The sequence below is a fragment of the Rhodoferax lithotrophicus genome (assembly GCF_019973615.1).
GTDB lineage: Bacteria > Pseudomonadota > Gammaproteobacteria > Burkholderiales > Burkholderiaceae_C > Rhodoferax > Rhodoferax lithotrophicus.
Genome location: NZ_AP024238.1, coordinates 4042364 through 4054699 on the forward strand (window position 1 = coordinate 4042364; position 12336 = coordinate 4054699).

Sequence of the window (12336 nt, forward strand, 5' to 3'; positions counted from 1 at the left end):
GAGTCACCCAGCGTTAAGCCGGTGTCACGCTCACAGTATGGCGATTGAGTGCACCTTTGATGGCAAAAGACACATGGCCTTCCGTCAACGCAAACAAGGTGTGATCCTTGCCGATACCAACATTCACGCCGGGGTGGAATTGAGTGCCACGTTGACGAACAATGATCGCGCCTGCGCTGATCAGTTGGCCACCGTACATTTTCACACCGAGCATTTTGGGCTTGGAATCGCGCCCATTTCGCGTCGAGCCGCCGCCTTTTTTATGTGCCATGACTCTTGCTCCTTATGCAGTAATCGCGCCAATCAACAGTTCGGTGAACTGCTGACGATGACCTTGGCGTTTTTGATAGTGCTTGCGACGGCGCATTTTGAAAATGCTGACCTTGTCGTGTTTGCCATGCGTCACGACCGTGACGCTCACAGATGCACCAGACACCAAGGGTGTGCCAACCTTCAACTCTGCGCCGCTACCGACTGCCAGAACCTGGTCGATCACAATTTCTTGGCCTACATCCGCAGCAATCTGTTCTACTTTAATTTTTTCGCCAGTAGCAACTCTGTATTGTTTGCCACCAGTTTTTATGACCGCGTACATAATAACCTCTTAAAAATGCTCTACGAACGAATTTTCGCAGAGCCCATAATTATCGCACAAGTCTTAAAGTTTGGCAATTTTTCCGAGAAATCAGTCCAATCAAGACGAACAGGCTTTCTATAATGCGCGCAACTAACCGGGCTACTGTCTTGCACGCCAAAAACACTCCTCATCCAAGCCCCATGGCCATCATTGCGCAGGACATGCGCGAAGTCGACCAGGTCATTGCCCAGCGGCTTGACTCTGGCGTGCCATTGGTTGGCCAAGTTTCACACTACATCATCTCCGCAGGTGGCAAACGTCTTCGCCCCGCTTTGCTTTTATTGATGTGCGGCGCACTTGGTTTCAAGGGTGTCCAGCGCTTTAATTTGGCTGCCGTGGTGGAATTTATTCACACCGCAACGCTGCTGCACGATGACGTGGTGGACGATTCAGCCATGCGCCGCGGCAACGCCACAGCCAATGAAACTTTCGGCAACCCGGCCAGCGTGCTGGTGGGTGACTTTTTGTATTCACGTGCTTTTCAAATGATGGTAGATGCGCAAAACATGCGCATCATGGAGGTACTGGCAGATGCCACCAACATCATTGCCGAAGGCGAAGTGATGCAATTAATGAACATGCACAACGCTGCACTGGATGAAGCCGGCTACCTGCAGGTGATTCGCTCCAAGACCGCCAAGTTGTTCGAAGCAAGTGCCCGCGTAGGTGCCATTCTGGCAGGCGCCAACCCACAAATGGAATCGGCCTGCGCCGAATATGGCCAAGCCTTGGGAACCGCTTTTCAGGTGATTGACGATGTGCTGGATTACACCGGTGATACCGCCGTGATGGGGAAAAACCTGGGGGACGACCTGCGCGAAGGTAAAACCACACTTCCCCTGATAGCCGCCATGCAACGCGGCAATGCAGCCGAACGCGAATTAATTCAAACCGCGATTGAAACTGGTCGCCTTGACCTGATTGATCAGGTAGTGAGCATCGTATCTGCCACGGGCGCACTCGCCGTAGCGCGTGAAGCCGCAGCAAGTGAAGCCCACCGTGCGATAGCCGCCGCTGGGCAATTGCCAAGCAATGAATATACGGAGTGTTTGCTACAATTGGCGACTCAGTTGCTTGAACGTCAATCCTGACTTCAAGCACATCGGAATGTAGCGCAGCCTGGTAGCGCACTTCGTTCGGGACGAAGGGGTCGGAGGTTCGAATCCTCTCATTCCGACCAATAAAATCAATGGGTTAGCTCAATTTTCGAATTAACCCATTTTGTTTTTGGCTGCCGCTTCGTAAAATTAGCCACACCGTTAGCCACACCGCCAATGCTTACTCGCAAATATTGCGAAAAAAGAAGCTGCAAGGCGACTGCTTTAGCTACTACGTTGTTCCCGAACCGGCGGCACACGAAGATCCAATAGTGCGATTAAGAAGTTTGTTGTAAACAGTTACTTGTCCAGCATATAGCGCCCAGTGGTGCTTTAGCATTGGGGGTCTATGGCGACCATCCACCCCCAAATCTTCACCATCCACCCCACTTCAGCGGGCTCTTACCGCGAACGTGACATCTTGAAGATGCTTGAAGCGGGATTGCCCAGCAACTTCGATGTTTTCCACAGCGTCGAGTGGTCAACCATGCATCATGACCATCAAAGCTTTGGCGAATTCGATGCCGTGGTCGTAGCACCTACAGGGCACCTTGTATTGCTGGAGATCAAAGCCGGTCAAGTTGTTGCGACGGCACAAAGGCTGGTGAAGTTTTATCACACCGCAAGCGCCAAGCCCAAAGACGTGGAATTCCAAGCGCGTCGTCAACACAGTGCCATGCTGGATCGTCTGTCCCAAGCGGGATTGCATGAGGTGCATGTCAGTCATTTGTTGGTGCTGGCAGATCAGACCATCGACAAAGGAACCATCACTTACCCAAGAGAAAGAATAGTGGATGCCACTCAGTTAGATTCACTTTGCAGCTTGGTCAAAGATGCCATTCCAAAAAGCGCCCTGCCCGATGCCATTCGGGTGAGGGTGCTGGACTTTCTGGCCAACCGCTTTGAATTACATCCAGACACCGCCACCCATATCGGTCAGGTGCACAGAGCCAACATCAAATTGGCAGAAGGACTGGCAACTTGGGTGCCGCGAATTTCACATTCAGGTGGTGTGTTCTTGATTGAAGCCACCGCTGGTTCTGGTAAATCGCAGTTGGCTCTGGCCCTGTTGCGCGAGGCTGCAAACAACAATTTGCGTGCTGCCTATGTTTGTTACAACCGGCCATTGGCTGACCACATCACAAGCCTGGCACCACACTCGGTTGAGATCAGCACCTTTCATGAGCACTGCGTGAACCTCTCGCGCAAGCTTGGCTTTGAGCCTGATTTCAATGTACCCCAAATCTGGCAAGAGACTGTCAACCACTTTCTGGAAAATGCATCAACACAACCTGCACGCCTGGATCTATTGATTGTGGATGAGTCACAAGACTTCGAACCCCTATGGATTGAAGCCTTGACCTCACGCCTCAAGGACGATGGGCGGCTGTATGTCATGGGAGATGCCGAACAACAGGTTTATGGTCGTGATGCATTTGATTTGGCTGATGCCGTTCAGATTTCTAGCAGAGACAACTTTCGCAGCCCGCGTAAAGTGGTTCAAGCCATCAATCAACTCAAACTGACCAGTGAACCTGTCCAGGCACGCTCAGTATTTGCCGGTCAGGTTCCTGGTTTTCACATCTATGTGTCTGGCAAATCAGGTGGTGTAAACGCTCTGGAAAAATGCCTGAAAACGTTGATGAGTGAAGGCGTGGCCCCCTCGCACATGGTCATCCTCACCTTTGCTGGTCGTGAGCATTCAGAGGTAATGAAACGCGACACGCTGGCCGGTATCTCCTTGAAAAAATTTACCGGCCGCTACGATAGTGCCGGAAATCCGTTGTGGACATCGGGCGACTTGTTGGCAGACACCTTGTACCGTTTCAAAGGGAAAAGCGCCCCGTTGGTCGTGCTGTGTGAGGTGGATTTTGAACAACTGGCTGAAAAGGAACTGCGTAAGCTATTCGTAGGCTTTACCCGCGCAGAGTTTCGGCTGGAATGTGTGTTATCGGAGAGAAGCGCCACGCTGCTGATGAGCGATCTGTAAACCTAAGGCCCACAGCACCAAGATCAAAACGCAGCCTTGAAACGCATCGCACAGTTTTGCTGCCACCCCGATGATCTGAGCTTTTGCACCAGTCTTTTTTCAAAATTTTAAAAAAAGTGACGCAGCAGCTTTTAAAAGCTGATAGCATTATGCCGCTCCTAAAATTTCAAAGCCAATTGCTTATCCCTTTCAAGCCCAAGTGAGGAAGTCTGGGGTAATCAAGGCACTTTGAAGTTTGCCAAATTACCAAGTAACCCAAACAGTCTGCGACAGAGTGTCCAGACAAATTAAGCAACTGGAGCAATCGTGTGTGCCATAGTGTTTTACGACAAGGTGCATGTTTTTTGCTGTGCGACTGAAACCAGTCGTTTGTTTGGGTTAATCATGAATCACGTCAATCCCGGGAATTCTTCCGTTCCTACCTTGCACGACCAATTGTGCATTTCAAGAAACTTTTCGCATCAAGACCATCAGGGATCTGTGCGTACAGTTTCATCAAGAAAAGTACTTCGGTGTAAACAAGCATTGCTAAAACTGGGGATTTCTCGATCCAGTTTTTACGCAAAAGCACAAAAGAGCAGTCGCTACTTCGACCCAACTTTTCCCAAACCGGTGGCATTAGGCCTACGGTCAGTCGGTTGGTTCGAGGATGAGTTGGATGCATGGCTTGATCAGCAAGCATTCACAAGCACGGTGGGAGTGGCATGATGATCACCGCCACAACCTCCAACACAAAACTCCAACAGCATGACGACTCGGCAAACATTCGACTGAAGACAACGTGCCCTACGTTTTACGACAAGCTAAATCCACTCTCACCGCATTTTGATTTCACATTTCCGAAGCTCATCAATTTCGGTGCTTCCGTTACCGGTTTTATCGAGGCGGAAATTGAAAATTGGCTTGCTTTGAGGATTGCCGTTCGTCGCAACGCATGCTCAACGGAAGGAGGGCTTTAATCATGGCCGTCATTCAGGGCAATCAGACACTTCAGGCACGTGCGCCAATCCCCCAACCACCTCACCACCAAGTCCTGTACACATCTGGGGGCGTTGCTGTTTCAAGCCTACCCAGTCCCTACCCAGAAGATTCGCTTCCGCCATTGCTATACAAAACGGTTATCAACTTGGCGCACTGGGTGCAGGCAACGCCTCAGATGATTGCTCCGACTGCCATCGCCGCTGCGGCACTGGCATGCCAGCGCGGCTACCTAGTTGAAGGAAAACCTGGGCGAACAACGCAGCTTGGCCTGGCCGTGATAAACCTGATGGAGATCAGCGATGGGAAAGACACAATTTTTAAAATCCTCCTTAAACCCATTAGCGATCACGAGGAAAAAACAGAAGCTAACTCGGTCAAAGATTTGGCAAAGTGGAAAGCATACATGTCAGCTTTTAAAGCCAAGGAGAAAGGCTTGAATCGAGACATATCCAAGTTGACAATGCGTGGAGAAGACACTTCAGCCAAAGAGCGTGAATTAGATGCACTGTTCACTTCAGGACAAGAAAAACCGAAAGAAATCAGGCAGATTTTGAACGATGCGTCGATCAAGGGCATTTACCAATTCTTACGCGACTTCGGCAACTCCTGTGGAGTCTTTAAGAGCGAAGGTGCTGCATTTTTTAAATCAAATTTAGCCAAATTCGCCGCACATTTAGCTGATTTGTGGAGCAGCGGCGATGTCAGGTTCGTTGATAAGAATGGCAAAAGCTACACCATTAGGCATCCTCGGTTTTCGATCGTACTCATGGTTCAACCTAGCGTGTTGTTCGACTTCCTTAGAAACTATGGTAGTTACTGGCAGGATACGGGTCTGATGGGACGCATCCTATTTAACTACCCGGTCTCAACAAGAGGGTATCGAAATATGGATACCCAACCCGAGAAAATGCAAGAGTACAACGCGCGCATTTTGGAAATCCTCAACTCTGCCCCATGTGCAGGTACTGTCGAGAACGTGACACTCAAGTTCGAGGAATCGGCACGTCGAGAACTGACAAACTTTGCCACCAGAATTGAATCTCACCTTCGTCCCGGCGGTTTGTATTCAGATGTCAGCGATGCCGCCTCAAAGACAGCAGAAAATGCCGCACGGATGGCTGCGGTCTTTCATGTGTTTGAGGGCCACGAGGGCGACATCTCGCTGGACATGACGCAACGAGCAATAACCATCTGCGACTGGCATCTTTTTGAATTCAAGCGACTTTTTGGAGAGTATTTGCATTTCGCAGAGCTCGAACAAGATGCTCTGGACATCGAAAAATGTATACGGCAATTTCACAATGAGTCAGGTTGTTCAACCCCATGCCCTAAAAATAGAGTCGCGAAGTTCGCCACGAAAGCTGTTCGCGACAACTATGATCGACGAGAAGCGGCGTTCCAATACCTTCTTCAGCATGGGCGGATTCAATACGTGAATCTACCTCGTGACAAAACAACGTATGTCATCATTCCAGGATTACAGTATCTAGAACCAATTTCAGGCGTGATTTTGCAGCAAGCGCAGCAGGCATATGGAGCGCTGCCCAGTTCACTTCGCGTAACTGCGCCACCGGGAACATATCCCAACTTTTGAGCCTTGGAGGTGACCGAATTTTGAATCAGCATATTTGGGTAAGTCTGCTCGGTTGCTGATTTATTTGGTCACCTCGTCTTTAACTGTGAGCAGGGGAAAAAGATAGAAGGGCTATGTCCATCGTAAATTTCCTCTGCTTGTAGAGCCTCAGAACTGATAGGCAGATGTCAATTCTACCGATGTCGCTTTAGCCTGCCATGCAGGTATTCCACATAAATGCAGCATCCAGGCTACCGAAGATTTCGAGACTTGAATCACCGGCACTTAAACACAAACGTGCACGTACCAAATGCTTCTACGTTCGTAAATACTTATACGGGCCAGTCTTCTACCAATGATCAATTGGCCATTGTTTCTGACTTGGCTTCTTGTTCAATCGTAAATAACACTTCTACGCGCCTATTTTTCGGATCTGCGGGGTCTAAGCCAAATAAAGGTTTTGACTCACCATAACCAGCCACCACAATGCGTCGTGCTGCATTCTGATCCAAAGAGCCAATCAAATATCGCCGTGCTTCACGTGCACGTGCAGCCGAAAGGGTGAAGTTGTCGTCATATACCGTGCAAAAACGCTGATAGTCAATTACTGGATTTTTAACGGGTAGATTGTCTGTATAACCTTCCACGAAGATTCTTGCTGTTGAATTTTCTCTTAAGAAGTCTTCCAAATACTTTTGCACAGACTCAACGGCTGTCCGTGCCTCTGGCTTGAGGCACGCACTCCCGCGCTCAAAAACACCATCGCGCAACGTCATTCGATTGGTGCGCGTGTCAAGAGAAATAAACTCTGTTGCACTTTGGGTTTGAATCATCGTGTTCAAAGTCTTCATCATCTTAGTAACAGGGTCATTTTTTGATTCTTTCGCCTTGGCAAGCTCCTCTTTATAGGCAATTTCGCTAGCATTCTTCTGAAGCACAGAAACCACCAGCATCAGCATAACAACAGCCATCACACCCGCCATCAAGTCGGATATTGCAATCCATTCGCTGGGTTTATCTTTCATGATTGAGTTTCTGCACTAAATTTGATTCGAGGATCAGTGCCTGAAACAGTTTTCGAATGGCGAAGAGTGTCATCACCCAGCTTTGAAACTAGCGCTGTCGCCGCTTTAACATGTTCATTTAGCATGTCAGTAGATCGCTGAATCCTTTCAGCAACCTCTAGTTGAATTTTCAATGACTTCTCAAATTGAATTTCTTGCCTTGCATCCCGTTTGGATAAATCTGTCCTCAGTGTTTTGGCTTCATCCAATAACGGTTGATTCTGAACATGCAATGTTTTGAGCGGTTCGAGCGCTGGTAATAAATCACCCATTTGAGGAACGATGATTTCGAGTGATTTTCCAATTGAAACCATACGTCGACCAGAGTCTGAAACCGCTTGTAAACCGCTGCGAATATCTTCACCTAGTTTCTGAACCAACTCAGTCGTAGCTGTGACGTTCTCGTTGAGTGTGTCACTTGAGCGTCGGAACAGTACAGCGCCCTCTTCCTGAATTTTCAGCGACTTCCCAATTGAGTCTTTTACACCGTTCATTGTTACGGTTACGTCTTGTGAGAGCACACCCAGTGCAGCTGAAATTTCAAGCGTTGCCTTGCCGAGTTCCTTAGTTCCTTGTTCCAACGTTCGCGCCGCTTGTTCACTCATGTCATTGATAGCTGCACTAAGGTCAGTCCGTACATCACCGAGCACTTGTTTAAACTGGGTGCTGAATTCATCTACAGCTTTGACCAAACTGCTACCTGCAACCCCCACTTCGTGAGCACCATCTGCCATTTTGTTACTTGCCGCTGACATGTCTTTGATGATGGTTTGGGTACTATTGACAAAACCAGCCATCGCTTCACTGCTGGCTTGTGTTGCAGCGTTAATGCTCGCTAAATCCGCACGAACACCTTGAATGCTTTGTTCAAGCACCTGCTTCATTATTGCGTTATCGCTTTGTATGGCTGTATTGATGCTTGCCAAGTCACCACGCACGGTTTGTATCCCTTTTCCCAAAAACTGCAAAGTTTGTTGATGGCGAGCTTTTTGACTCTCTGACAGCTTATCAAGGTTTAGAGAAAAACCCTGAACAATCTGCCCGGCAGCTTGATTGATTTGCGCAAACAGTGTCTGCTGCTTATTTAACTCCGTTGACTGCGCTTGCGCCTTGCGGCGCTCCAGTTCTGCTTTTACTTTACGAATAACCCAGGTAAGGCGTTTTTCCTCAAATCCCAACCAACTGCTCCACACTTTGAGCAGCAGAAAAAATGCAATGCCCCAAGTCGATGTTTTGAATTTAGTGCCCAATCCCTGCATCATGCTCAGCAGATCCTGCATACTGTTGGCAGTACCAGTAGCACTGATTGCATTGGATTGCCCCAAAATATTCGATGCATGATTCAGTGCCAGTCCTAGTCCTAAGAAAGTACCTAACAAACCCACCACTAGCAACATGCCGGGCATTATTTCTGCCAATTTTTCAGATTTTGTTGCTACGGCGTGCCAAAGATCGGTAACGCTGCCATGGTCAATATCGAGATCATCACTGTAGTCATCAGGTGTACCGTTATTCCAATTTTTTTCCCACGCCGCATCTTTGGCATTCAATAGAGTGGAGAAAATGGTGCCAAAGAACATGACTAAGATAAGAATGAAAAAACTCAATTGCAGCGGCTCTAGCTGCGGGGCTATAAAACCCAATAATTCGCTGATGTTCATGCGGTCACTTCTAATAAACCCTTCATCCGGGTCTTGGATTCATTTTTAAAGATATTGGCGTAATCCGTTAGCAAAGATTGATCTTCTTTATTTAGCTGACTAAAGGGCATGTCAGTTTGTGCACAGTCAATCAGCAGCTTGCCAATGTGTGTGCCTTCTTCAAGCAGGTAGGCTCTGTCTTCGGCCTCGATTTGTTCTGGGGTTTTCTCCAGCACTTGCAAAAGCCCTTCCGCTGCACCTACATACCGCTCCATATCACGCTGACGAGTTGCTAGGCTAGTGAGAGCCTCTTTTTGTTTGGGTAATCCAACTTCCAGCGCTGCAAGTTGCTGCATTTCTTCGGCAGAGAGTTCGCTTTGAATCTCCTTCGCACCCAAGAGATATTTGTAAAGGGTAGTTTCTTTCGATAAAGCTTTGTTGTCTTGCGCCCATTGCTTATCCAAAACCTCGGCACGCTTAGCCCAAGAGGCAATAAGCTCCTCAAACACAAACGGTAGAAGTTTCTTCCCATGAATTTCAGTCAGCACGCGATCTAAGCGCAGCGCCGCATTATTTGAAAGCTCCGGGTTTGCCTTGATCAGATCGGATGCAATACGTACCAAAAAGATGTCGTCAGCGCTGATGTCATCCACGGTTTTGGCGGTACGGAATTTTTGCTCTGCCATCGCCAGCAGTTTTTGCGTGGCACGCAAGCGAAGATAGTGTTCAAAGTCTTCTGGCGCGCTCTTAATCGTTTTATCCAAATCAGCACTGGCAATTTCAAAATCATTGAATACTGAAGCCAATTCAAGTTGGTGTCGTTGTTCTGGTGAAACAACTTCACGCTCGGCAAAACGCAAGTCTTCCTGATACTTTTTGGCCTGTTCCAATTCCTCTTCATTCAGATATTCGTGTTCTTTTTGCTCCTCTTTTTTGTTACCCTGCCAGCGCTGCGCCAGTTTGATTGACCAGTCAATGGCCTGTTGCACTTTTTTGGCAATGGGCGAGTTTTCAAAGGCGGTCAAAGCTCCCAGGCCGTTGTCCAACAGCACCAATGCGCCACTAAGCCAGGGAAAAGTCACAGCTGTGGCAGCGGCGGCGGCTTTTAATGCCGTACGTATTTGCGCGACATAGGGCTTGACCGTATCCCACACTTTTTTGACGCCATCCACAAAATTCCCTGCCTTTTCAGCCATCCACCCCACGGCTCGACCTGCCATATCTTTGGCAGTGTTATAGGCGGCACTTACCCCGCGCCCAACTGCGCTGGCGACTGAACTAACGGCGCTACCGATTGAACTTGCGACAGAACTACAAATACTGCCAACTGAACTCCAAAAACCCATGATTTTTCCTTTGAATAAATTTCAACAACACTCAATCCCCAACCCCTAAAAGTCGCCTCCCAGCCTCCGCGCTTGCATTACTGCTGGCAGTTGTACGATCCTGCTGGTGCTTGCCAACATTTCGATTTGCGGTGCGTACATCCGCAATGGCACTTTCCAAATGCGCCCAAAGTACCTTTGGTTCCTTTGGGTTTTCAACCAAAGCACGGGGAAAGGCTGTGCGCAACACGGTACGAATTTCGCGCCCTGATAACCCATCCGATGCAGCAGCGGCACGTTCAATGATGAGAGCACGTTCCTCCTCTAGAGGCACACCAATCACCAGCAAACGATTCCAAAGTTGCTTGCGTCCTTCAAAATCCGGCAATTTGAACTCGATGTGATAACGGATGCGGCTGACAAAAGCGCTGTCGTAGTTCTTGGCAAAGTTGGTGGCAAAAACCACAATGCCATTGAAGCGTTCCAGTTCAATGAGCAGGGTGGAGCGCATGGCATTAATTTCGTTGTCGATGCCCTGCGTAACTGACGATAGCCGCGCACCCAGCAAAGTATCGGCCTCGTCAAAAAAGAGCAAAGCATTTTCTGCAGTTGCAGCCTTGAATGCACTGGCGATGTTTTTTGCCGTGTCACCTACGTATTTGCTTTCGAGCTCAGAAATTCCAATGTGAATGTATGGGCGTTTCAGCGTGCCTGCCAATGCCTCAGCTGCAAGCGTTTTTCCAGTGCCAGGTAAACCGTAAAAATTGAGAATCATGTTGCGCCCCATCGGGTCCACAGCACCAAAGCCCCAGTCGGTGTAAATCGTCTTGTGATGACGCATGGCTCCAATTGCCTCATCAAACATTCTGCGTGTTTCCGGTGCAAGTACAACTTCCGTTTCGAGCGTGATCCGGGCAACTCGCAATTCGTAAGGAGAATTGGTTTCGGTGGTTTCAGGTTCAGTGCTCATAAATAGGGAGGGGGTTAAGTTTCAATCGTTGGCAATGATGTTGCATTCGTCACTGCCGAGGCTCCAAATACACCCGCAGTTCCTTTTCCAGTGTGGCTTGCAATTCTTCTGGGCTAATGATGCGAATATGTGGAATCCAGTGGCGAACCGTCGGCAATATCTGATTCACATGCGCCACTTTGGATGACACCAGCATGCCGCCGTCTTCCAGCTCTTTTTCAATTACCTGATTGGCCAGCAATTTGCGCCGTTTGAAGTAGTTGGCCGCCGGTCCGGAGATCTTCAAAACCACTTCCAACTTTTTCTCGTTGAGCCAAATATCATCTTCCTGGGCCAGGGTTTGATTCACTGCAGGGTCAACCGAGAAGGTGTCAGGTGACACCTGCAAGCGGTCAATCTTGACCAGGGTGAAGGCCTTGAGCTTTTCACCGTCTTTGCCAGCCAGGTACCAAATACCATCATGGTTGACCAGCTTGTAAGGTTCCACATAGGTGTAGGTTTTGGAGCCTTCATCCTTTTGGTAGCTGTAAGTGATTTTTCGGTGCTGGAGGATGGCCTGTTCCAATTGTTGGAACAACTGCTCTTTACCCGCCAGGTCTTCGTAGGGGTGCCCCTTGACCAGCCAGGCGCTTTGGATGCGACTGTCAAACAAGTCGCGCAGGAATTCATTGGAAAGCGTTGGGAACAATCCACGTACACCGGCCAAATTGGCAAATTGGTCAACATCGCGCAAACTCAGCTTACCCAGAAAGGTTGGCTGAAGGTAATAGCGGCCATCGGTCTTTTCTATCGGCAAGAAAGAAAACCGTTCGTTAAGGTCACGCTGTATCGTGCGCAAGTTCACATTGAATTCTTCAGCCAGCGACTGTGGATCAAGTTTTTCACCTTGATTGAGCATGCCCAGAATGTGGGCAAGGCGGTAACCCAGTGAATCTCGGTCAGTGCTGGAGGTCGTTGTGCGCATGAACTGTGGTGCTGTTGAACGTGAAAGCAAGATTAACAAAGTAGTACGACAGATGATGTCGTATTGCTTGCGCGTTTCCGATGTCTTGAAATTTA

12 protein-coding genes and 1 tRNA gene are annotated in these 12336 nt (G+C 48.7%); 6 read left to right on the plus strand and 7 right to left on the minus strand.

Annotated elements, in window-relative coordinates; translation table 11 throughout:
- Positions 1-13: 13 nt before the first annotated feature.
- Positions 14-271 carry a 50S ribosomal protein L27 gene (gene rpmA / locus LDN84_RS18635; protein ID WP_223904919.1) on the minus strand — a complete coding sequence of 86 codons (258 nt, stop codon included), beginning with the start codon at positions 269-271 and terminating at the stop codon, positions 14-16.
- A 12-nt stretch (positions 272-283) separates the two neighbouring features.
- Positions 284-595, minus strand: coding sequence for a 50S ribosomal protein L21 (gene rplU / locus LDN84_RS18640; RefSeq protein ID WP_223904920.1), 312 nt, complete (start codon positions 593-595; stop codon positions 284-286).
- Between the two features lie 182 nt (positions 596-777).
- Between rplU and LDN84_RS18645 the strand changes: the two genes are divergently transcribed.
- The 6 genes from LDN84_RS18645 to LDN84_RS18670 all read left to right on the plus strand — a co-directional run bounded on the left by LDN84_RS18645 (position 778) and on the right by LDN84_RS18670 (position 6299).
- Positions 778-1728, plus strand: coding sequence for a polyprenyl synthetase family protein (locus tag LDN84_RS18645; RefSeq protein ID WP_223904921.1), 951 nt, complete (start codon positions 778-780; stop codon positions 1726-1728).
- A gap of 12 nt (positions 1729-1740) precedes the next feature.
- A tRNA-Pro gene (locus LDN84_RS18650) sits at positions 1741-1817 on the plus strand.
- Between the two features lie 266 nt (positions 1818-2083).
- Complete coding sequence (locus LDN84_RS18655; protein WP_223904922.1) at positions 2084-3724, plus strand: nuclease-related domain-containing DEAD/DEAH box helicase; 1641 nt, start codon at positions 2084-2086, stop codon at positions 3722-3724.
- A gap of 384 nt (positions 3725-4108) precedes the next feature.
- Complete coding sequence (locus LDN84_RS18660; protein ID WP_223904923.1) at positions 4109-4432, plus strand: helix-turn-helix transcriptional regulator; 324 nt, start codon at positions 4109-4111, stop codon at positions 4430-4432.
- A complete protein-coding gene (locus LDN84_RS18665) occupies positions 4432-4683 on the plus strand; it encodes a helix-turn-helix transcriptional regulator (RefSeq protein ID WP_223904924.1) in 252 nt (83 codons plus the stop codon). The genes LDN84_RS18660 and LDN84_RS18665 overlap by 1 nt, the downstream gene beginning before the upstream one ends.
- A 2-nt stretch (positions 4684-4685) precedes the next feature.
- On the plus strand, positions 4686-6299 hold the full coding sequence (locus LDN84_RS18670; RefSeq protein ID WP_223904925.1) for a YfjI family protein: 1614 nt from the start codon (positions 4686-4688) through the stop codon (positions 6297-6299).
- A 338-nt stretch (positions 6300-6637) separates the two neighbouring features.
- On the opposite strand, the gene LDN84_RS18675 is transcribed toward LDN84_RS18670, so the two are convergent.
- The 5 genes from LDN84_RS18675 to LDN84_RS18695 are packed head-to-tail and all read right to left on the minus strand — an operon-like array spanning position 6638 to position 12241.
- Complete coding sequence (locus LDN84_RS18675; RefSeq protein WP_223904926.1) at positions 6638-7303, minus strand: OmpA/MotB family protein; 666 nt, start codon at positions 7301-7303, stop codon at positions 6638-6640.
- Positions 7300-9003, minus strand: coding sequence for a methyl-accepting chemotaxis protein (locus tag LDN84_RS18680; RefSeq protein WP_223904927.1), 1704 nt, complete (start codon positions 9001-9003; stop codon positions 7300-7302). The genes LDN84_RS18675 and LDN84_RS18680 overlap by 4 nt, the downstream gene beginning before the upstream one ends.
- Positions 9000-10328 carry a hypothetical protein gene (locus LDN84_RS18685; protein ID WP_223904928.1) on the minus strand — a complete coding sequence of 443 codons (1329 nt, stop codon included), beginning with the start codon at positions 10326-10328 and terminating at the stop codon, positions 9000-9002. The genes LDN84_RS18680 and LDN84_RS18685 overlap by 4 nt, the downstream gene beginning before the upstream one ends.
- 31 nt (positions 10329-10359) lie before the next feature.
- Positions 10360-11277, minus strand: a complete 918-nt coding sequence (locus LDN84_RS18690) for an ATP-binding protein (protein WP_223904929.1) — start codon at positions 11275-11277, stop codon at positions 10360-10362.
- A gap of 49 nt (positions 11278-11326) precedes the next feature.
- Positions 11327-12241, minus strand: coding sequence for a helix-turn-helix transcriptional regulator (locus LDN84_RS18695; protein ID WP_223904930.1), 915 nt, complete (start codon positions 12239-12241; stop codon positions 11327-11329).
- Positions 12242-12336 lie beyond the last annotated feature (95 nt).